This window comes from Micromonospora sp. C51 (assembly GCF_018070435.1).
Taxonomy (GTDB): Bacteria; Actinomycetota; Actinomycetes; order Mycobacteriales; family Micromonosporaceae; genus Micromonospora; species Micromonospora sediminimaris.
The window spans coordinates 64631-86178 of record NZ_JAGPXQ010000011.1 but is presented as its reverse complement, the minus strand read 5'-3'; the positions used below and the strand labels follow the sequence as shown (position 1 = coordinate 86178).

General features: G+C 71.0%; 16 protein-coding genes. 12 read left to right on the top strand and 4 right to left on the bottom strand.

Going from position 1 to position 21548, the window contains the following annotated elements; translation table 11 throughout:
• Positions 1-62 precede the first annotated feature (62 nt).
• From KBX50_RS14770 to KBX50_RS14755, 4 genes are all read right to left on the bottom strand, one after another.
• Complete coding sequence (locus tag KBX50_RS14770; protein WP_210937647.1) at positions 63-737, bottom strand: HAD family hydrolase; 675 nt, start codon at positions 735-737, stop codon at positions 63-65.
• A 156-nt stretch (positions 738-893) separates the two neighbouring features.
• Positions 894-1814, bottom strand: coding sequence for an acetyltransferase (locus KBX50_RS14765; protein WP_210937598.1), 921 nt, complete (start codon positions 1812-1814; stop codon positions 894-896).
• Positions 1815-2046: 232 nt separating this feature from the next.
• Complete coding sequence (locus KBX50_RS33600; protein WP_210937597.1) at positions 2047-2631, bottom strand: TetR/AcrR family transcriptional regulator; 585 nt, start codon at positions 2629-2631, stop codon at positions 2047-2049.
• 82 nt (positions 2632-2713) lie between these two features.
• Positions 2714-5410, bottom strand: coding sequence for a glucosidase (locus KBX50_RS14755; RefSeq protein WP_210937596.1), 2697 nt, complete (start codon positions 5408-5410; stop codon positions 2714-2716).
• A gap of 41 nt (positions 5411-5451) precedes the next feature.
• On the opposite strand from KBX50_RS14755, the gene KBX50_RS14750 reads away from it, so the two are divergent.
• The 12 genes from KBX50_RS14750 to KBX50_RS14695 all read left to right on the top strand — a co-directional run bounded on the left by KBX50_RS14750 (position 5452) and on the right by KBX50_RS14695 (position 21522).
• Positions 5452-7383: an amylo-alpha-1,6-glucosidase gene (locus KBX50_RS14750; RefSeq protein ID WP_210937595.1), complete on the top strand. Its 1932-nt coding sequence runs from the start codon at positions 5452-5454 to the stop codon at positions 7381-7383.
• Positions 7384-7524: 141 nt separating this feature from the next.
• Positions 7525-8856, top strand: coding sequence for a glycosyltransferase family 4 protein (locus KBX50_RS14745; protein ID WP_210937594.1), 1332 nt, complete (start codon positions 7525-7527; stop codon positions 8854-8856).
• 133 nt (positions 8857-8989) lie between these two features.
• Positions 8990-10867, top strand: coding sequence for a serine/threonine-protein kinase (locus KBX50_RS33360; RefSeq protein ID WP_210937593.1), 1878 nt, complete (start codon positions 8990-8992; stop codon positions 10865-10867).
• A gap of 33 nt (positions 10868-10900) precedes the next feature.
• The gene (locus tag KBX50_RS14735; protein ID WP_210937592.1) at positions 10901-11479 is read left to right on the top strand and encodes a DUF1707 domain-containing protein; all 579 of its coding nucleotides are present in this window, start codon (positions 10901-10903) and stop codon (positions 11477-11479) included.
• A 198-nt stretch (positions 11480-11677) separates the two neighbouring features.
• Positions 11678-12487 (top strand): metal-dependent hydrolase, encoded by an 810-nt coding sequence (locus KBX50_RS14730; RefSeq protein ID WP_093407241.1) that lies wholly within the window; start codon positions 11678-11680, stop codon positions 12485-12487.
• Between the two features lie 23 nt (positions 12488-12510).
• Complete coding sequence (locus tag KBX50_RS14725; protein WP_307870960.1) at positions 12511-13401, top strand: amidohydrolase family protein; 891 nt, start codon at positions 12511-12513, stop codon at positions 13399-13401.
• A 169-nt stretch (positions 13402-13570) separates the two neighbouring features.
• Positions 13571-14683: a LacI family DNA-binding transcriptional regulator gene (locus KBX50_RS14720; RefSeq protein WP_210937591.1), complete on the top strand. Its 1113-nt coding sequence runs from the start codon at positions 13571-13573 to the stop codon at positions 14681-14683.
• A 37-nt stretch (positions 14684-14720) separates the two neighbouring features.
• On the top strand, positions 14721-16016 hold the full coding sequence (locus KBX50_RS14715; RefSeq protein ID WP_210937590.1) for an ABC transporter substrate-binding protein: 1296 nt from the start codon (positions 14721-14723) through the stop codon (positions 16014-16016).
• Positions 16017-16071: 55 nt separating this feature from the next.
• Positions 16072-17025, top strand: a complete 954-nt coding sequence (locus tag KBX50_RS14710; protein WP_210937589.1) for a carbohydrate ABC transporter permease — start codon at positions 16072-16074, stop codon at positions 17023-17025.
• Positions 17025-17900 carry a carbohydrate ABC transporter permease gene (locus KBX50_RS14705; protein ID WP_210937588.1) on the top strand — a complete coding sequence of 292 codons (876 nt, stop codon included), beginning with the start codon at positions 17025-17027 and terminating at the stop codon, positions 17898-17900. Before KBX50_RS14710 ends, KBX50_RS14705 begins: the two co-directional genes overlap by 1 nt.
• The gene (yicI, locus tag KBX50_RS14700; RefSeq protein ID WP_210937587.1) at positions 17897-20128 is read left to right on the top strand and encodes an alpha-xylosidase; all 2232 of its coding nucleotides are present in this window, start codon (positions 17897-17899) and stop codon (positions 20126-20128) included. Before KBX50_RS14705 ends, yicI begins: the two co-directional genes overlap by 4 nt.
• Positions 20125-21522: a GH1 family beta-glucosidase gene (locus KBX50_RS14695; protein WP_210937586.1), complete on the top strand. Its 1398-nt coding sequence runs from the start codon at positions 20125-20127 to the stop codon at positions 21520-21522. Before yicI ends, KBX50_RS14695 begins: the two co-directional genes overlap by 4 nt.
• Positions 21523-21548: the final 26 nt, after the last annotated feature.

The following is a 21548-nucleotide window of genomic DNA, read 5'->3' as shown; positions in this document are numbered from 1 at the left end:
GTCCTGTCTCGCCTCGAAGCGAGGATTACGCGGACGCTTTGCGGCGGGCGGCCAAACGCCACTCAGAAGTGGAGGAGCAGGTCCGGGAAGGCGGCGAGGCACAGCAAACCCGCGTCCGCCAGGTCCAACTCGTCGTGCTCCAGCACCCAGGTGTTCTCGTTGGGAATGAACACGGCGTTCATGCCAGCCGCCCGGGCCGGGACGATGTCGGACTTCGGAGAGTTGCCGATCATCCAGGCGCTCGCCGGGTCGAAGCCGTGCTCCTTTGCCAGCCACCGGTAGGTGTCCACGCTCTTCTCCGGCACGATGTGCGCCGCCCGGAAGTGGTGCAGCAACCCGCAGGCGTCCAGCTTGCGCTGCTGCTCCTCGCGCTCGCCCTTGGTCAGCAGCAGCAGCTCGTGCCGGCCGGCCAACTCGTCGAGGGCGTCGGCCACCCCCGGCATCAGCTCGATTTGGTGGGTCACCAGCGCCACCGCCAGCTCGTCGATCTCCCGGCGCTCCGCCTCGGTGGCCGGCCGCTGACGCAGCTGCTCCAGGCACTCCCGCAGGCTGCGCAGGAAGACCTTGCTGCCGTACCCGTGGGTGACGGCGTTGGCCCGCTCGATGTCGTCGAGCACGGCCCGCAGCTGCGACCGGTCGAGGCTGGGATGCTCCAACCACTTCAGGAAGTCGTCGATCACCCGCTCGAACACGACGTTGTTCTCCCAGAGGGTGTCGTCGGCGTCGAAGACCAACACCCGGCCCGGCTCGATGGGTCCCCCACGCGTCACCTCGCGGACTGTAGGCGAACCGGCGCGCGGCGGGCCACCGGATAACCGGGGAACCTGATCGTCTGCATTCCAGTGACTCGACACGACGGCACGACGGTCACTGGAATGCAGACGATCATCGGCTCAGGCCGGGGCGAAGACCACCCGGGAGCGGATCCGCCGGAAGCCGGTCCGCTCCAGCTCCGCCACCACCGCCACCCGGTGCGCGGCCACGTCGGCGACCACCTCGTACGCCCCGTCGGCGGCCAACGCCGCGACCGAGTCGGCCAACAGCTCGCCCAGGCCGGTACCGGCCCGGACCGACTCGTCCAGCAGGCCGAGGTAGGCGATCATCGGGAAGCAGGCGTCGGCCGTCGGTCCCGCCAGGCCCACCGGTTCGTCACCGTCGAGCGCGACGCGCCAATTGCCTGGCGGCGTACCGGTCAACCAGGCCAGCGGGTCGCGGGCCAGGTCGACACCGGCGACCGCCCGGGCGGTCTCGGCACCGGTCAGCACGACCGGTTCGCCGACCCGGGCCACCAGCGCCTTGATCTCCGCGGCGTCTTCGGCGGGGCGGAAGGAGAACCGGCCGGACGGAGCCGGCAGCGGTCCACCCGCCCAACTGAACCTGAGCCGCTCCCCCCGCTCGACAAGTCCCGCGAGTCGGGCCGCCGCCATCGCCGCCTCGGCGACGGAGCGCACCTCGGGTTGCCGACGCCAGTACGCCGGCAGCGCCGCGTGGTACACCTTCGGGCCGCCCAGCGCGTCGTGTGCGGTACGCAGCAACGCAGCACCCACGGCGCTTGCGGTTTCGGTGGCGGGTGCGAGGTCCAGGTCGAACCGTTCCAGCCACGGTTCACCGACGGATCCGGGTAGCAGCAGCCACGCGGCGCGACCCACCACCCGGCCGGCGCGCAGGGCGATCCAGGTGTGCTCCGGCCGGTAGCCGCCACCGGCGATCCCGTCGGCGTAGCTGATCTGTCGCAGTTGCGGCAGTGGGTCGGGCATCGAGTCGAACAGTTCTTCCTCGCCCGCGACGAGCGGGCGGACGACCAGATCGGTCATGGCAGATCCTCCGGGACAGCGACGCCCCGGGTCAGATCCGCGTGGACGCCGGGCCGCGGACGGGGCGCAGAACATCGGACATTGTTCTGACCTCCTCTCCACTCGATCGGCGTGCCAGCCAACCTACGCCCCCACCCCACCCCCCGCAACCATCCCACCCATCCCACCCCCGGCCGGCTGATCAAGAAGTTTGCGTCGTCCCGGGCCGCGAAATCCGACGCAAACTTCTTGATCACCGGGACGAGGGGCGGGGGGTGAAGAGGGTTTTGCTGAGGAGGTGTTCGCGGTGGTCCTGGGTCTCGGGGCGTAGTCGGCCACCCCGGGTGAGCATCACCATGCCGTGCAGCAGGCTCCAGCCCAGCTCGGCGAGGATGTCGGCGTCGCGGCCGGCGGCCAACGGCGTGAGCGCGGTGCGCAGCTCGGCGAAGGTGGCCGCGACCGTCTCGGGAACCTGCGCCGCACCGAGGGTCAGCTCCGGCGTGTGGGCGAACATCGCGTCGTAGACCTCGGGATTGGCGTACGCGAAGTCCAGGTAGGCCGCCATCACCGCCGGCCAGACCTCTGCCGGGCAATCGACAGACATGCGTGCCCCGGTCAGTGCGGCGGCCAGGTCGGCGAAGCCACGCACCGCGACGGCGGCCACCACCGCGTCCCGATCGGCGAAGCGCTGGTAGAGGTCGCCGAGGTCGACGTCGGCGCGTTCGGCGAGCCGGCGGGTGGTCACCGCGGCCAGGCCCTCGGCCTCGGCCAGCTGCCAGGCGGTGGTGACGATAGCGTCGCCGTCCCGCCCGGTGCCTGGTTCGTCTGCTCCGGACACGCCGCCGATGCTAGCCCCGCGTCACACAGGGTTACCCGGTCGCGACGGATTGGCGACTGAAGGCGGGTCTGCCAGGAGGCCGTCAGCGGCGCAGGGTGAGGATGAGGTCGGCGACCAGGGCGGTCCAGCCCGTCTGGTGCCAGGCACCCAGGCCGGCGCCGTTGTCGCCGTGGAAGTACTCCGGGAACGCGATCAGGTCACGCCAGTCCGGGTGGGTCTGGAACAGCTGCGCCGCGCCGTAGATCGGCCGGCGGCCCCAACCGTCGCGGGTGAACAGTGCGATCAGCCGGGCCGACAGGTCGTCGGCGATCTCGTCGAGGGTCTTCTTCACCCCGGAACGGGTCGGATACTCCACCTGAAGGTCGTCGCCGAAGAACGCGGCGTAGTCCCGCAATGCGCTGATCAGCAGGAAGTTGGTCGGCATCCAGATCGGACCGCGCCAGTTGGAGTTGCCGCCGAACAGGCCGCTTGTCGACTCGGCGGGCTCGTAGCCGACGCAGAACTCCTGCCCGCCCAGGGTCACCGCGAACGGCTTGTCCAGGTGGGCGCGGGAGAGCGTACGCAGCCCGTACTCGGAGAGGAACTCGTCGGTGTCCAGCATCCGGGCGAGCAGCCGTACCACCTGCTCCGGGCCGCACATGGACAGCAACCGTTGCTGCCGCCCGTCCGGACCGAGCCGTCGCGCGCCGACCACCGCGGCGTACTCGGGCCGGTTGGTCAGGAACCAGCGCAGCCGGGCACCCAGTTCGGGCAGCCGGTGCAGGGTCCGCGCGGTCAGTCGGGTCACCGCGGCCAGCGGCAGCAGACCCACCACCGAACGAACCTTCAACGGCACCTTCGTGCCGTCGGCCAACCGCAGCACGTCATAGAAGAACGCGTCCTCGTCGTCCCACAGCCCCTGGTCGTACGCGGCCGCCGCGATGTAGGCGAAGTGTTCGAAGAACTTCGTGGCGGTGTCCACCCAGGTGCGGTCGTGCTCGGCCAGCACGATGGCGATGTCCAGCAGGTTGAGCGCGTACATCGCCATCCAGCCGGTGCCGTCGGACTGCTCCAGCACCCCGGCCACCGGCAGCGCCGCCGAGCGGTCGAACGGGCCGACGTTGTCCAGCCCGAGGAACCCGCCCTCGAACACGTTGTTGCCGCCGGTGTCCTTGCGGTTGACCCACCAGGTGAAGTTCATCAGCAGCTTGTGCATCATCCGGGCCAGGAAGTCGTGGTCCCGACTGCCGTCGATCTCGAACACCTTCAACGCCGCCCAGGCGTGCACCGGCGGGTTGACGTCGCCGAAGGCCCACTCGTACGCCGGGATCTGCCCGTTGGGGTGCAGGTACCACTCCCGCAGCAGGAGCAGCAGTTGCTCCTTGGCGAAGCCGGGGTCGACCCGGGCGATGCTCACGCAGTGGAAGGCCAGGTCCCAGGCGGCGTACCACGGGTACTCCCACGGATCCGGCATGGAGATCACGTCGAAGCTGGTCATGTGCCACCAGTGGCTGTTGCGCCCGTGCCGGCGACCGGCCGGCGGGTTCGAGCCGGGGTCGCCCTCCAGCCACCGTTTGACGTCGAAGTGGTAGAACTGCTTGCCCCACATCAGCCCGGCGATGGCCTGCCGGGCGATCAACGCCTCGTCGGCGCTGGCCTTGGCCGGGATGACCGTGTCGAAGAACCGGTTCGCCTCGGCGCGCCGGGCCCACACCACCGCGTCGAAGCCGTCGCCCAGGTCGGCCGGCGGCGGCTCGCCACCGCCCGGCGGCGGGGCCGTGCGGGTCAGCCGCAGCCGGATCCGCCGCTGCTCGCCAGCCGGCACGTCCAGCACGTAGTGCAGCGCTCCCTTCGTGCCCTCCAACTGCGGGTTGACCGTCTCCGCACCGTCGACCACATGGTCGTTGATGCCGTCCTTCGGGTACGGGGTACGACTCGGCAGCCCCCACAGCCGCTCGGCGTTGGTGTCGTTGTCGCAGAGCAGCGGCGTCGGGTCACCGTCGCCTTCGAGCACGACCTGACCGAGCACCCAGTGCTCGCCGACCAGCCGCCGCCCGGAGCCGACGATCCGGGGCACCCGGTCACCGCCGGGCAGCCCCCACGCCCAGGTGTTGCGGAACCACAGGTGCGGCAGCACGTGCAGCCGGTCGGCTTCCTCGCCACGGTTGGCCACGGTCACCACGATGCACATGTCCGTCGGTCCGGCCTTGGCGTAGTCGACGCTGACCGCCCAGTACCGGTCGTCGTCGAAGATGCCGGTGTCGACCAGCTCGTACTCCGTGTCGTCCCGGCCCCGCAGGCCGTTGACCGCGACCAGCTCGTCGTAGGGGAAGGCGGCCTGCGGGTAGTGGTACCGCCACCGCATCCAGGAGTGGGTGGGGGTGGAATCCTCGTACCACCAGTACTCCTTGGCGTCCTCGCCGTGGTTGCCGCCGTCCCCACCGAGGCCGAACATCCGCTCCTTGATGATCGGATCGCGTCCGTTCCACAACGCGAGAGCGAAACAGAACGTCTGCCGGTCGTCACACACGCCCGCCATGCCGTCCTCGGACCACCGGTAGGCTCGGGACCGCGCATGGTCATGGGGAAAGTAGTCCCATGCCGTGCCGTGCTCGCTGTAGTCCTCCCGTACCGTCCCCCACGCCCGCTCGGACAGATAGGGACCCCATGCGCGCCAGTCCTGCTCCCCGGCATCGGCCTGGGCGAGCCGGATCCGCTCGACGTCGGGGGCGGAGGGCGAACCGTCAGTGATCACCTGAACATCTTCGACGCCGCCGGGGTACTGCACCACAGCGGCCATTGTCGTCGTGTCGTGTTACACCTCGCCGCCGTGGAGGAAAGTTGATCGAAATTCGCTACGGTTCGCAGGTCTGCGGCGAGCTGACCAGCGCCGCCAGCCGGGAATGGCTGGTACCCGACGGCCTCGGCGGGTACGCCATGGGCACCGTCGGCGGGTTGCGCACCCGCCGCTACCACGGGCTGCTGGTGGTTCCGGGTGAAACGCCGGCCTCCCGAAAGGTGGGACTGGTCAGCCTCGATCCGGCGGTGCTGCTGCCCTCCGGTGCCCGGGTGCGCCTCGGCGCGCACGAGTGGGTCTCCGGCGATGTGGACCCGCGCGGCTTCGAGCTGCTGGAACGCTTCGACCTGGCCGACGGGCTGCCGCGCTGGCGGTGGCGCATCGGCGACGTGGTGATCGACCGGGAGCTGGCCATGCTGCCCGGTCGCTCCTGCGTAGCGGTGGTGCACCGGCTGGTCAGCGGCGGTCCGGTCGAGCTGGAGCTGGCCGCCGCCTGCACCTGGCGGGACGCGCACGGCGAGCGGCGCGGCGACGGACCACCGCTGCGGATGGACCCGGTCGACGGCGGCGCGGTGATCGAGGAGGCGTACCGGCTGTCCGGGCCCGGCTGGTCACCGCAGGGCCACTGGTGGCGGGGCGTGTACCACCGCGAGGAGGCGGCGCGCGGCCTGCACCCGGAGGAGGACCTGTGGTACGCGGGCCAGTTCCGCGACACCCTGCACCGCCCCGGGGACACGCTCTCGGTGTTGGCCTGGGCGACGGACCTGGAGCACGAGCCACCGCCGGGACCGCAGGTGGTGGCGGCGGCGCGGCAACGCAACCGGCAGGTGGTCGCCGCGGCCCGGCCGGCCGACGCGGTCGAGGCGACCCTGGCACTCGCCGCCGACGCGTTCGTGGTGCGGACCGCCACCGGTCCGGACGTGGTGGCCGGCTATCCGTGGTTCGGCGCCTGGTCGCGGGACACGATGATCTCGTACGAGGGGCTCTTCCTCCGGACCGGTCGGGCCGACCTGGGCCGTGAGCTGCTGCGTTCGTACGCGGCGACGCTGTCCGAGGGGATGCTGGCCAACACCGCCGACACCGGGCGGGTCGAGTACAACACCGTCGACGGCACGTTGTGGTTCCTGCACGCGGTCAGCCGGCACGTCACCGTCACCGGTGACACCGACCTCGGCGACGACCTGCTGCCGGCGTTGCGCGCGGTCGTCGACGCCCACGTGGCCGGCACCCGGTACGGCATCGCCGTCGATCCGACCGACGGGCTGCTCGCCTGCGGTGCCCCTGGTGCCGCGCTGACCTGGATGGACGCCCGGGTGTACGGGGTGCCGGTCACCCCGCGTCACGGCAAGCCGGTGGAGGTCAACGCCCTGTGGGTCAACGGGGTGGCCGGGGTCGCCGAGCTGGCCGAGCTGGCCGGGCAGGACGCCGACGGGCTGCACCGGCTGCACGAGCGGGCGGTCGAGGCGTTCCGGAAGCGGTTTCCCACCCCCGCCGGCTGGCTGCACGACGTGGTCGACGCGCCCGCACCGGCGTACCCGCTCGGTGGCGCGGCCCACCACGACGACGACCTGCTGCGGCCCAACCAGCTGCTGGCCTGGTCGTTGCCGTTCGCGCCGGTGGCGCCGGATGCTGAGGCGCTGGGCCACCTCGGGGCGGGGCTGCTCACTCCGCTCGGCCCGCGCAGCCTCTCCCCCGACTGTCCCGGCTTCCTGGGCCGGCACCGGGGCGGGCCGGCCGAGCGGGACACCGCGTACCACCAGGGCACGGTCTGGCCGTGGCTGATCGGCCCGTACGCCGACGCCGTCCGGCGGGCCGGTCTGCCGGTCGACGACCTGTTCACCGGATTGGAAGCGCACCTGAGCGAGTACGGCCTCGGCTCGGTCAGCGAGACGGCCGACGGTACAGCCCCGCACACCGCGACCGGTTGTCCCTTCCAGGCATGGTCGGTGGCGGAACTGCTGCGCGTCCGCCGGTAGCGCTTTACACCCCCGCAACGGTTATGTCTCCGCTGGTTAGCCAGGTGCGACCAGGATTGGTCCCGATCCGGCCGCAACGCGAACGCCACCCGTCAGGGGGCTTCCCACGGGGTGCGCGGAGACAAGTCAAAGGGGGCGCGTATGTCACCGAACGCCGACGTGATCGACATCAACCCCGCACGCTCGCAGCGGGTGCTGATGCTGTCGTGGGAGTACCCACCCGTTCTCGTCGGCGGGCTCGGCCGACACGTGCACGCGCTTTCGGTGGCGCTGGCCGCCGCCGGTCACCAGGTCACCGTCGTCACCCGCCACACCGACGGCGCGCCCCTGGAGGAGTACGTCGACGGCGTACGGGTCATCCGGGCCGCCGAAGACCCCGTCGCCTTCCCCCTCGCCACCAACTCCCTGCTGGCCTGGACCATGGCCTTCAACCACACCCTCACCCGCGCCGCCCTGCACGCCACCAGCACCGGTCAGTACGACGTCATCCACGCCCACGACTGGCTCGTCGCGCACACCGCCATCACCCTGCGCGACCACCTCCGCCTCCCCCTCGTCACCACCATCCACGCCACCGAAGCCGGTCGGCACCAGGGCTGGCTACCCGAAGACATGAACCGCACCATCCACGGCGTCGAGCACTGGCTGAGCAACGCCTCGAACCGGGTCATCGCCTGCTCCGGCTACATGCGCGATCAGGTCACCAGGCTGTTCGGCACCCCCGGACACCGCGTCGACGTGGTGCCCAACGGGGTCGACGACCGGGCCTGGCGGGCCCGGCCCCGCGCGGTGGCCTCGGCCCGCGCCCGCTTCGCCGGGGACGGGCCGCTGGTCGGGTACGCCGGCCGACTGGTCTACGAGAAGGGCGTGCAGCACCTGGTCGACGCGGTGCCGAAGCTGTGCGCGCGGCATCCCGGGCTGCGGGTGCTGATCGCCGGGGACGGCCCCTTCCGGGGCGAGTTGGAGGACCGGGCCCGCCAGCTCGGGCTCGCCAGCACCGTCCGCTTCACCGGTTTCCTCGACAACACCCAACTACCGGCGGTGCTCGGCGCCACCGACGCGACGGTGGTGCCCAGCCTCTACGAACCCTTCGGCATGGTGGCGCTGGAGGCCGCCGCAGCCGGGGCACCACTGGCCGTGGCCCGCACCGGCGGGCTCGCCGAGATCGTCGAACCGGGCGTCACCGGCGTCACCTTCCCGCACAGCGACCCGTCGGCGCTGGCCGGCGCCGTCGGGCAGCTGCTCGGCGACGAGGTCTTCGCCCGCCGCGTCGCTCGCCAGGCACGCAGCATGGTCGGCCGACGGTACGGCTGGGCCACCATCGCCGCCCGCACCGCCGACACGTACGTCGTGGCCCGCCGCGACCACACCACGCCGCAACCCCGGCGCGTCGCCGCCGAGCTGCCCGCGCGCCGGCAGCCGATCGCCATCCCGGACGGCAACCTCCTCGCGGTGGGAGGGGCCGCCTCCTGAGTGGACCTGCCGGATAGGTGAATCCCGATCCGCTGGCTAGGGTCTGAGTCGACGTGCTCGATTGAGCCGAGGACGTCGACCAGACCCTGGGGACGTACGCCGGACCGTGGCGGATGGGAGAGATGTGCGAGCGGTGATCGCTGGCCGGTACCGGTTGCTCGATCTGGTCGGGCGCGGCGGGATGGGGACGGTGTGGCGGGCCGAGGACGAGCTGCTGCACCGCCAAGTGGCGATCAAGCAGGTGGTGCTGCCGGCCTGGCTCGGCGGTGACGAGCTGGACCAGTCGCGGGCCCGCACGCTGCGTGAGGCGCGGACCGCGGCGCGGCTGAACCATCCCAACGTGGTCCGCGTCTACGACGTGGTCGCCGAGGCCGACGAGCCGTGGATCGTGATGGAGTACGTGCCGTCGCGCACCCTCCAGGACCTCCTCGACGCGGACGGGCCGCTGTCGCCGCAGCGGACCGCTCGGATCGGTCTGGCGCTGCTGGACGCGCTGCGGGCGGCGCACGACGCCGGGGTGCTGCACCGCGACGTCAAGCCGGCGAATGTCCTCGTCGCCGACGACGGCCGGGTGCTGCTGACCGACTTCGGGTTGGCCGTGTTCGACGATGGCGATCAGACGATGACCGGTCCCGGCACCATCCTGGGCTCGCCGCAGTACGTCGCGCCGGAGCGGGCTGCCGAGGGGGTGTCCAGTGAACACGCCGACCTCTGGTCGCTCGGCGCCACGCTGCACGCCGCCGTCGAGGGCCGCGCCCCGTACGCCCGCAGCACCGCCATGGCGACGTTGAGCGCGCTGGCCTCCGCACCACCGGACCCGGCACCGCACGCCGGGCCGCTGTCGGCGGTGCTGGCCGGACTGCTGCGCCGCGACCCCGCGCACCGCACCGACCACGCCGAGACGCGCCGCCGGCTGCTGGCCGCCACCGGCCCCGACCCGACCGACGAACCCGACCGGTCGGGTGAGGACACCGCTGCCCTGCCCACGGTCGGCTCGTCGCCCGCCAGCACCGCCTCGTCCCTCGGTACCGCAGCCGTCCCGCCGATGACCTCCGCCTCGCCCCGCGCCGAACCCACCCGGTACCCGACTGTCGACGAGGCGACCCGGCCGTCGATCGAGCCCGACCCGGACCAGACCAGCAGGCACGATGCAGATCAGACCAGCGGGCACGACCGGGCCAGGACCGGCGGGGACGGCTTGGGCCGGGCCGGCGGGTCGTCGCCGCCCACCCCGCCCGCCGGCGGCTCGAAGGCGACGCCGAAGGCTGGGCAGCGGGGGGCGGTGGCCAGGCCCTGGGCGCTGGCGGCGGTAGCGGTGCTGGTCGCCATGGCGGCCGGGATCGGCACCGCACTCACAGTGGTCGGCACCGGCGCGGACGAAGCCGGTTCGGGGACGCAGAGCCCACAGCCGTACGACGTGGGCGCCCCGGGGCCCGGTGGCCCGTTCCCACGCGACGGGCGACGCCCGCCCGGCCCGCCGCCCGGCGGCTTCGTTCCCCCGCCGCTGCCCTGCGTACGCCCGTGGGTGGACGGTGCCTCGCTGCGCACCGCCCCACCCCGTCCCGCCGACGGGTTCCGGCCGCCCGCCGGCTGGGTGTGGCACGCCGACGCCAGCGGCTTCCGGGTGGCGTTGCCGGCCGACTGGCGGCACTCCCGCGACAACGACGTGGCCTGCTTCCAGGACCCGGCCAGCGGTCGGGCGTTCACCGTCGCGGCGAGCGCCGACGCCGCCGCCGAGCCGACCGCCCGGCTCAAGGCGGTGCGGGACCGGGAACTGGCCGACGGCACCCTGCCCGGCTACCAGGAGTTCCGCCTCGGCCGGGTCGGCGACGCCGTCGAGTGGGAATTCGGATGGCTGACGCCGCACGGTGACCGGCTGCGCGCGATGCAGATCGTGCCGGACCTCCCGAGGCGGGGCCGTGTCTGGACGTTGGGCTGGATCACGTACGAACACGACTGGACGGCCGCGGCGAGCGAGCTGGCCACCGTCCGGCACAGCTTTCGTCCCTGAGAGCGGGTCGCGGGACACGGTTAGGCTCGGACCGTGGAACCGGACCGGCATGACGACACCGACGACCTGCGAGTCTCCGACCGGGAACGGGAGGAGGTCGTGGAGCTGCTCGGCAAGGCGACGGCCGAGGGCCGGCTGACCCTCGACGAGTACTCCGAACGGGCCGGTGCCGCCCACGCCGCACAGACGCGTGGGGAACTGGTCCGGGTAACCAGGGACCTGCCCGACGCGGCGACCCGACCCGCCACCGGCGCGCTCGTACCGGCGACGGAGAAACTGCTGGCCGTCTTCGGTAACGAGGTACGCAAGGGCGCGTGGCCGGTGCCGGAGCGCATCGATGCCCGGGCGGTCTTCGGCGACTGTCGGATCGAGCTGCACGAGGCCCGGCTGCCCGGGCGGGTGACCCGGATCGACGCCGAGGCGATCTTCGGCAACGTCACGATCGTCGTGGCGGAGGGCACCGATGTCCGGCTCACCGGCAGCGCGATCTTCGGTAGCAAGCAGTCCAAGCTGAGCGGTCCCGTCGCGGCGGGCGCACCGGCGATCGAGGTGCACTGCCGGGCTATCTTCGGCGACGTGACCGTCCGCGCGCCGCGCAAGCGCTGGTTGTGACGCCGCCCGTCCCATCGCCGACAGATCGGGCCGACCGGCCGCCACACGCTGCCATACTTCCTGGTGGTCGGCCCGGTCCACCGACCGACTCCGACGGCTGTCCGAAGTGGACGACGATGGTGGTTCCCCCTGCGGCGTCGCCGCGAACTACAGTGGCGTAGTTTTGGCGCTCAAGATCCCTGGGGAGGGCGAGCCGAGATGATGGGACCGTCGCACGCGCTGTCTGGCGCGGCGGTATGGCTGAGCGGGTCCTGGGCGCTACAGCACTTCTACGACTACGAGCAGTCGCCGTTGGCGTTGGCCGTCGGCACCGCCGTCTGCGCCGGTGGGGCGTTGCTGCCCGATCTCGATCTGTCCGGCAAGGTCACCCGCAACCAGGGTGGCGCGACCGTGGCCCGCACGTTCGGCGTCTTCTCGCTGTTCATCGCCGAGGTGGTGGAGAAGGTCTCGCTGGGCGTCTACTACGCCACCAAGCTCAGCCGCGATCCCAAGCGCAGCAACGGCCACCGGACCCTTACCCACACCATCCCGTTCACCGTGCTGGTGGGTTGGGGCACCACCACGCTCTGCGCGCGGTACGGCAAGTGGGCGGTCATCGGCATCCTGTTCTTCATGATCGGCCTCGCTCTGCGCGGCCTGTTCGACGAGTGGGCCGAGCGCGCGGGCTGGGTCATCGTCACCCTGGTCTCGGCCGGCGCGGCCACGTTCACCGCGGCGAACCTGCCCGGGGACCGGGGCTATCCGATGATCGGGCTGGCCGTCGGCGTGGGAAGTTTCGTGCATATCATCGGAGACATGATCACCAGGGCCGGCGTACCGATTCTCTGGCCGATTCCGATCAAACGCCGGATGTGGACACCGATCAGCCTGCCCGACAAGATCGCGCTGCGGGCCGGCGGCAAGACCGAGATCGTCGTGGTCCGCACCGCACTGACCATCGTGTCGGTGCTGGCCGCGGTCGGGCTGGTCGCTCCCTCGGTGCTACAGAAGTTCAACCTCGACCTGTGAGTGTCGAGGCCGTCGACCCGGCGATCGTGGCCGCCGACGAGGCGGTGCCACGGTTCTGGCAGGGGCTCGGCCTGCCCGGTCTGGCCGACGTCCACGTGCACTTCCTGCCGCCGAGGCTGCGCCGCCGGGTGTGGGAGTACTTCGACTCGGCCGGCCCGTTGGTGGGGTTGGAGTGGCCGATCCGGTACCGGTGGAGCGACGCGGAACGCGTCGATCACCTCCGTCGGCTGGGGGTACGGACGTTCAGCGCACTCGCGTACGCCCACCGGCCCGGCATGGCCGAGCAACTCAACCAGTGGACGCTGGACTTCGCCCGCGACACCCCCGGATGCCTGCCGTCGGCCACCTTCTTCCCCGAGCCGACGGCGCCGCGCTACGTCGCCGAGGCGATCGACGCCGGCGCCCGGGTGTTCAAGGTGCATTTCCAGGTGGGTGGTTTCGCACCCACGGACCCGGCGTTGACGCCGGTGTGGGACCTGCTCAGCGAGGCCGACGTGCCGGTGGTCGTGCATGCCGGGCACGCGCCGGTGGGCACCGCACACACCGGGCCGGAGCCGTTCGCCGCGCTGCTCGCCCGGCACCCGCGGCTGCCCGCGATCGTCGCCCACCTGGGTGCGCCGGACTATCCCGCCTTCCTGGATCTCGCCGAGCGGCACGAGCGGGTCCGGCTGGACACCACGATGGCTTTCACCCCCTTCCTCGATCAGCTCGTGCCCTTCCCGGCCGAGGAGTTGCCGCGCCTACGCGAGCTGGGGCTGGCCGGGAAGGTGCTGCTGGGCAGCGACTTCCCCAACATCCCCTACCCCTACGCCGACCAGTTGACCGGTCTGGCTCGGCTCGACCTGGGCGACGACTGGCTGCGGATGGTCTGCTGGCAGGCAGCCAGGGACCTCTTCGACCTGCCCGCACGCTGATTCGATCTGCCGGCAGGCTGATCCGGTCTGCCGGCACGCTGATCGAGCGGGATCCGACCTCAGTTCGTCACTGCCTATTGACGTGGTCGTAACACCTGACCTACCTTCTGTCGAACCGCTTAGTCGAAGCGCTTCGACAACGCCGGGGCATACCGCGAGGAGGTGCCGGATGGCCACCATGCAGGACGTCGCACGTCGCGCCCAGGTGTCGGTCAGCACCGTGTCGTACGTGCTCACCGGCGCCCGGCCGATCTCCCAGGCCACCCGGGACAAGGTCCTCGCCGCCATGGCCGAGCTGGACTACCAGCCCAACGCCCTGGCCCGTGGGCTGGCCAGCCGGCGCAGCCGGATCCTCGGGCTGCTGCTGCCGATGGACGAGCGCGGCATCGGCGCCACCGAGACCGCCTTCGTCACCGGCGCGACCTCCGCCGCTGTGGCCGCCGGCTACCACCTGGTGCTCTCCCCGATCGGCGTCGGCGACCTCGACGAGCTGCGCCGGCTGGCCAGCCAGCGCATCCTCGACGGTGCGCTGCTGATGGAGGTCCAGCTGCACGACCCCCGGGTGGACGTGCTGCGCGAGGCGGGCGTGCCGACGGTACTGATCGGGCGCACCGAGGACCCGAGCGGCCTGTCGTACGTCGACATCGACTTCGACCGCACCGTGCGCGCGGCGGTCGACCACCTGGTCGGCCTCGGCCACCGACGCATCGTCTACGTCAACCACTCGGCCGACACCATCGCCGAGGGTTACGGCCCGGCCCTGCGCACCCGTGACTCGTTCGCCGCCGCGATGACCGAGCACGGTCTGACACCGCTGATGATCCCCGCCGAGGACAGCGCCGCCAGTGGTCGAGCGGCACTGGCCAGCGCGCTGCGCCAGGAGCCCGATCTCACCGCCGTGCTGGCGATGAACGAGAGCGCCGTCTTCGGGCTGCTCGGCGAGCTGTCCACCCGGGGGCTGGCCGTCCCCGACGACGTTTCCGTCGTCTCGATGGTCACCTCACCGCAGGTCGCCGAGTTGGCCACGCCCGCGTTGACCGCGATGACGTCGCCCGGCTCGGCGCTGGGCCGCATCGCGGTGCAGACGCTGCTGCGCCACGTCGAGAGCGGCGACGGGGAGATCCACCAGGAACTGCTGCCGTGCGTGCTGGAGGTCCGCGGTTCCAGCGGCCCGCCACGTACGCCGGCTGCCAGCACCACCGACCCGGAGGCGGCCGACGACCGGTCGTCCCCGAGTACCGAAGCAGCCCGCCGTCGCGCTGCCACGCGACGACGGGCTTGAAGGAGTACCGGCTCGATACTCACCAGGGAGACTAGCAATGCGACGATTCCGTAGCGTAGCCGTGGCCGCCACAGTGGCGGCGCTCGCGGCGACCAGCCTGGCGGCGTGCGGCGACGACGGTGGCGACGGCGAGGCCAACGTCCTCAAGCTCTGGCACTACGAGAGCGCCAACAGCGCCATGGGCATCGCCTGGGACCGGGCGATCGAGATCTTCAAGGAAGAGCACGAGGGCGTCGAGGTGCGCTTCGAGCGCAAGGCGTTCGAGCAGATCCAGCAGAACGCCGGCATGATCATCAACTCGTCCGAGGGCCCGGACGTGATGGAGTACAACAAGGGCAACGCGACCGCCGGGCTGCTCTCCTCGCAGGGTCTGCTCACCGACCTCACCGAGGAGGCGACCGAGCGCGGCTGGGACACCGCGCTCAGCCCCAGCCTCCAGACCACGGCCAGGTACGACAACGGCGTCATGGGCTCCGGCAACTGGTACGGCGTGCCCAACTACGGCGAGTACGTGATGGTCTACTACAACAAGGACCTCTTCACCGAGCACGGGGTCACGGTGCCGACGACGCTGGCCGAGATGACCGCCGTGATGGACACCTTCGTCGCCAAGGGCGTCACGCCGCTGGGCATGTCCGGCGCCGAGTACCCGGCCGGGCAGCTCTTCTACCAGCTCGCCCTCTCCCGGGCGGACCGGGCCTTCGTCGACAACTACCAGCTCTACGCCAACCCGGTGGACTTCACCGCCGACCCGCTCAAGTACGGTGCCGAGACCTTCGCCGAATGGGTGGACAAGGGGTACATCGCCAAGGACTCCGCCAGCCTCAAGGCCGAGGACATGGGCACCGGCTTCATCTCCGGCAAGACCCCGATGATCGTCTCCGGCAGCTGGTGGTTCGGCCGCTTCAAGAGTGAGATCTCCTTCGACTGGGACACCTTCCTCTTCCCCGGCAACACCCTGCACGCCGGCTCCTCGGGCAACCTGTGGGTGGTTCCGGAGACGAGCAGGGCCAAGAGCCTGGCGTACGACTTCATCGACATCACCATGCGGCCGGAGATCCAGGCGTTGATCGGCAACAACGGTGGCGTACCGGTGGCCGGTGACCCGGCGACGATCAACGACCCGAAGGACCGCAAGCTGATCGAGGACTTCAACACGGTCAGCTCCCAGGACGGCCTGGCCTTCTACCCGGACTGGCCGGTCCCGGGCTACTACGACGTGCTGGTCTCCGGCTTCCAGGGCCTGATCAACCAGTCCAGGTCGCCCGCGCAGGTCCTCGAGGCGATCTCCGGGCCGTACCAGGACGGCGTCGCGGAGATCAAGCGCGACTGACGGCGGCCCGGGGCAGGCGCGCCCGCGCGCCTGCCCCGCCCCTGGAAGGACTTCCATGGCATCCCTCGACACGGTCGACGCCCCGGCCCGGAAATCGGCAGGTCGGCGACGCCGGTCCGGCTCCGACGCCGGGTACTGGCTCTACCTGATCCCCGGCGCGGTGCTCTTCCTGCTGGTCATCGGCGGCCCGCTGGTCTACACCGGCTACCTCTCCCTGACCAAGTGGTCCGGCGTCGGCGACCCCACCTTCATCGGGCTGGACAACTACCGCGATCTGCTGACCGACGACGTCTTCTGGACCTCGTTCCAGAACACCGTCGCGATGATCATCGCGATGGTGGTGCTGCCCACCCTGATCGGACTGGTGCTCGCCGCGGTGCTCTTCGACACCATCGGACGCCGGTTCCGGCCGCGCACCGCCGCCGCGCTGCGGGCCGCCTTCTACCTGCCGCAGGTGCTCCCGGTCGTGGTGGCCGGCATCGTCTGGGGTTGGATCCTGCGGCCCGACGGCGCACTCAACGGGCTGCTCGACGCGGTCGGGCTCGGCTCGCTGGCCCACGACTGGCTGGGCGATCCGAACACCGCGCTGCCCGCCGTGATGGCCGTGATGATCTGGGTGCAACTCGGCTACCCGGTGGTGGTCTTCATGGCCGCCCTGGAACGGGTCAACCCGGAACTGTACGAAGCGGCAGAGATCGACGGGGCAGGCTGGTTCCGGCGGTTCCGGGCGATCACCCTGCCGCAGATCCGGCCGGAGACGTTCGTGGTCGGGCTCACCTGCACCATCGCGGCGATGAAGGTCTTCGGCCCGATCTTCGCGCTGACCCGGGGCGGGCCCGAGAACGCCACGAACGTGCCCTCCTACTTCGCGTACTTCACCTTCTTCAAGCGGTTGCAGGTCGGCTACGGCTCGGCGATCTCGATGGTGCTGACCCTGATCATCGTCGTGGTCGCGGTGCTGTTCATCCGGGCGCAGCACCGTGCCGAACGCCGGGACGGAGTGCTCTGATGGCGATCACCCTCACCCCGCCCCGACGGGTACGGCGTCCCGCTGACCGGCGGCACCGGGGCGTCGCCCGGTGGATCGTGCTCGCGCTGGTCGGCGCGGCGGCACTCGCCATGCTGGTGCCGTTCGCGTTCATGCTGCTCAACGCCTTCAAGTCGCCCGGGGACTACTCGACCAACGGCCCGTTGAGCTGGCCGGGCGAGTTCTACACCACCGGCCTGCGCACCTACTGGGAGCAGGTCGACTTCCCGGTGAAGCTGTGGAACTCGGTGCTCATCTCCGGCTCGGTGGCGGTCCTCGCGGTCGTCGTGTCGCTGCTCAGCGCGTACGCCCTGGGCATCGGCCGGGTCCGCGGCCGGCTCTGGATCATCGGTCTGTTCCTGCTGGCCAACATGCTGCCGCAGGAGGCGCTGATCTACCCGCTCTACCACTTCGCCAAGGAGGCGGGGCTCTACAACACCCGGCTGGCGGTCATCATCATCTTCACCGTCATCCAGGCCGCCTTCGGCACCTACCTGCTCGCCTCGGTGCTCGGCACCTTCCCGCGCACCCTGCTGGAGGCGGCCGCCCTCGACGGGGCCGGTCGGTGGCGGACCCTGTGGCGGGTGGTGCTGCCCAACATCCGGCCCACCATCTCGGTGCTGCTGGTCTTCTTCTTCATCTGGACCTGGAACGAGTTCCTCATCCCGCTGGTCATGCTCATCGACAACCAGACGCAGACCGTCCCGGTCGCGCTGGCCTCGTTGCAGGGCGACCGGCTGATGGACGCCCCGACCACCAACGCCGGGGCACTGATCAGTCTCCTTCCGGCGATCCTGTTCTTCCTCATCTTCCAGCGCACCCTTTCGCGCGGCATCACGGCAGGAGCCGACAAGTGAAGTTCACCGACGGGTACTGGCAGCTGCGTCCCGGGGTCAGCGTGCTGCGCCCCGGAACCGTGGAGTCGGTGGAGCCGGACGAGCGGTCCTTCACCGTCTTCGCACCCATCGGGCGGATCACCGGACGCGGGGACACCCTCAACCGGCCGGTGATCACCGTACGGTTCTTCTCCCCCGCGCCCGGCGTGGTCGGGGTGACCATCGGTCACCACACCGGTGGGCTGCCCAAGCAGCCGCGGTTCACCCTCGCCGAGAGCACCGAGCATCCGGTGCAGGTGGAGGTCACCGGGCTCAGCGCGCGATTGACCACCGGCGAGCTGACCGTCCGGGTCGCGCTGACCGGGCCGTGGCGGGTGGACTTCCTGCGTGGCGACCGGTTGGTCACCTCGTCCACCGAGCGCAGCATCGGCGCGGTCACCGACGCCGAGGGCAACAAGTACGTCCACGAGCGGCTGGCCCTGGGCGTCGGTGAGACCATCTACGGGCTGGGCGAGCGTTTCGGCGCGTACGTCAAGAACGGCCAGGCCGTCGACATCTGGAACGCCGATGGCGGCACCGCCAGCGAGCAGGCGTACAAGAACGTGCCGTTCTATCTCAGCAGCGCCGGCTACGGGGTCTTCGTGGACCATCCGGAGCACGTGTCGTTCGAGGTCGGCTCCGAGGTGGTGTCGCAGACCCAGTTCAGCGTGCCGGGTCAGTCGCTGACGTACCACCTGATCGACGGGCCCACCCCGAAGGACGTGCTGCGCCGCTACACCGCGCTGACCGGGCGCCCGGCGCGGGTGCCGGCCTGGTCGTACGGGCTGTGGCTGTCCACCTCGTTCACCACCTCGTACGACGAGAAGACGGTCACCGAGTTCATCGACGGCATGGCCGAGCGGGACCTGCCGCTGTCGGTGTTCCACTTCGACTGCTTCTGGATGCGGCAGTTCCACTGGGTCGACTTCATCTGGGATCCGGCGACCTTCCCGGACCCGGAGGGAATGCTGCGCCGGCTGCACGAACGTGGCCTGAAGGTGTGCGTCTGGATCAACCCGTACATCGCCCAGCGGTCGTACCTGTTCGAGGAGGGCCGGCAGGCCGGCTACCTGGTCCGCAACCCGGACGGCTCGGTCTGGCAGTGGGACAAGTGGCAGGCCGGCATGGCGCTCGTCGACTTCACCAACCCGGACGCGGTCGACTGGTTCGCCGGAAAGCTCAAGGTGCTGCTCGACATGGGCGTCGACTGTTTCAAGACCGACTTCGGCGAGCGCATCCCCACCGATGTGGTCTGGCACGACGGCTCCGACCCGCAACGGATGCACAACTACTACGCGTACCTGTACAACAAGACCGTCTTCGAGCTGCTGGCGGCCGAGCGTGGGGAGGGCGAGGCGGTCGTCTTCGCCCGCTCGGCGACCGCCGGCGGTCAGCAGTTCCCGGTGCACTGGGGCGGCGACTGCGAGTCGACATTCGTGGCGATGGCCGAGTCGCTGCGCGGCGGTCTGTCACTGGCCGCCTCCGGCTTCGGCTACTGGAGCCACGACATCGGCGGCTTCGAGGGCACCCCCGACCCGGCGGTGTTCAAACGCTGGATCGCCTTCGGCCTGCTGTCGTCGCACTCGCGGCTGCACGGCTCCGGCTCCTACCGGGTTCCGTGGGCGTACGACGACGAGGCGGTCGACGTGTTGCGCCGCTTCACCCGGCTCAAGCTGAGCCTGATGCCGTACCTCGCGGCAGCGGCCGAGGAGGCCCACCGCGAGGGCGTACCGGTGATGCGGCCGATGATCCTGGAGTTCCCGGACGATCCGACCGCCGCGTACCTCGACCGGCAGTACATGTTGGGCCCGGACCTGCTGGTCGCACCGGTGATGAGCGCCGACGGCCAGGTGACCTACTACGTGCCCGCCGGCACCTGGACCCAGCTGACCACCGGCGCCCAGGTCACCGGTCCGGGCTGGGTCACCGAGAAGCACGACTTCGACAGCGTTCCGGTGCTGGCCCGGCCCGGGTCGGTCATCGCGTTCGGCTCGGTCACCGACCGCCCGGACTACCCGTGGGCCGACGGCGTACGGCTGCGGATGTTCGCGCCGACCCCCGGGCAGCGGACCTGGGTGCGGGTGCCGGCTCCCGACGGTGGGCCGGGAACCGAGTTCGAGGTGTCCTACCAGGACGGAACGGCCAGCGCCGAGCTGGTGGCGGGCGCGTCGTCCGGGTACGAGTGCGAGGTGACGGAGGTGGCGAGATGAGCGACGTCGTGTTTCCTGAGGGATTCGTCTGGGGTTCGGCGACGGCGGCGTACCAGATCGAGGGCGCGGCGAAGGAGGACGGTCGGGAGCCGTCGATCTGGGACACCTACAGTCACACCCCGGGGCGCACCCTGAACGGGGACACCGGCGACGTCGCGGCCGACCACTACCACCGGTGGGCCGACGACCTCGACCAGGTGGCCGCGCTCGGGCTGGGGGCGTACCGGTTCTCGATCGCCTGGCCCCGGGTGCAGCCCGGCGGCTCCGGCGCACTGAACCAGGCCGGGGTGGACTTCTACTCCCGCCTGGTGGACCGGCTGCTCGAACTCGGCGTCCGGCCGGTGGCCACGCTGTACCACTGGGACCTGCCGCAGGAGTTGGAGGACGCGGGCGGCTGGCCGGCCCGGGACACCGCCGCACGCTTCGCCGACTATGCCGAGAAGATCGTCGGGGCGCTCGGGGACCGGGTGCACACCTGGACCACGTTCAACGAGCCGTGGTGCTCGGCCTATCTCGGGTACGCCTCCGGGGTGCACGCACCGGGGCGGACCGAGCCGGCCGCGGCGCTGGCCGCCGTACACCATCTGAACCTGGCGCACGGCCTGGCCGGCCGGGTGATCCGCGACCTGGCACCGGCGGCGCGGCTCTCGGCCACGCTGAACCTGCACGTCATCCGACCGGCGTCGGACTCGGCCGCCGACGCCGACGCGGCACGCCGGATCGACGCCCTGGCCAACCGGGCTTTTCTCGGCCCGATGCTGGACGGCGTGTACCCGGCGGACCTGCTCGCCGACACCAGCGCGGTCACCGACTGGTCGTTCGTCCGCGACGGCGACGAGGCCACCGCCGCGGTGCCGCTGGACGTGCTCGGCGTCAACTACTACTCGACCACGCTGGTCCGTGCCTGGGACGGCGTCTCACCCAAGTCTGACTCCGACGGGCACGGCCGCTCGGCGCACTCGGCGTGGGTCGGCTCGGAACAGGTCGAATTCCTGCCGCAACCGGGTCCGTACACGGCCATGGGCTGGAACATCGAGCCGGCCGGTCTGACCGAGCTGCTGCTGCGCCTGCACCGCGAGTATCCCGACCAGCCGTTGATGATCACCGAGAACGGCGCCGCCTTCGACGACGTCGTGTCGCCGGACGGCGCGATCCACGACGACCGCCGGATCGACTATCTCCACCGGCACATCGCCGCCACCCACGAGGCGATGGCCGCCGGCGCCGACGTGCGCGGCTACTTCGTCTGGTCCCTGCTCGACAACTTCGAATGGGCGTACGGCTACGACCGCCGCTTCGGCATCATCCGCGTCGACTACGAAACCCAGCAGCGCACCTGGAAGGACTCCGCCCACTGGTACCGCCGCCTCACCACCACCAACCGCCTCCCCTGACCCCACTCCCACCCCGCCCTTACTCG

Excerpts from the sequence above, each read along its gene's own strand:
- KBX50_RS14765 (WP_210937598.1), bottom strand. The coding sequence starts at position 1,814 with ATGACCGATCTGGTCGTCCGCCCGCTCGTCGCGGGCGAGGAAGAACTG.
- KBX50_RS14755 (WP_210937596.1), bottom strand. The coding sequence starts at position 5,410 with ATGGCCGCTGTGGTGCAGTACCCCGGCGGCGTCGAAGATGTTCAGGTG.
- KBX50_RS14745 (WP_210937594.1), top strand. The coding sequence starts at position 7,525 with ATGTCACCGAACGCCGACGTGATCGACATCAACCCCGCACGCTCGCAG.
- KBX50_RS14730 (WP_093407241.1), top strand. The coding sequence starts at position 11,678 with ATGATGGGACCGTCGCACGCGCTGTCTGGCGCGGCGGTATGGCTGAGC.
- KBX50_RS14720 (WP_210937591.1), top strand. The coding sequence starts at position 13,571 with ATGGCCACCATGCAGGACGTCGCACGTCGCGCCCAGGTGTCGGTCAGC.
- KBX50_RS14715 (WP_210937590.1), top strand. The coding sequence starts at position 14,721 with ATGCGACGATTCCGTAGCGTAGCCGTGGCCGCCACAGTGGCGGCGCTC.
- KBX50_RS14710 (WP_210937589.1), top strand. The coding sequence starts at position 16,072 with ATGGCATCCCTCGACACGGTCGACGCCCCGGCCCGGAAATCGGCAGGT.
- KBX50_RS14705 (WP_210937588.1), top strand. The coding sequence starts at position 17,025 with ATGGCGATCACCCTCACCCCGCCCCGACGGGTACGGCGTCCCGCTGAC.
- KBX50_RS14695 (WP_210937586.1), top strand. The coding sequence starts at position 20,125 with ATGAGCGACGTCGTGTTTCCTGAGGGATTCGTCTGGGGTTCGGCGACG.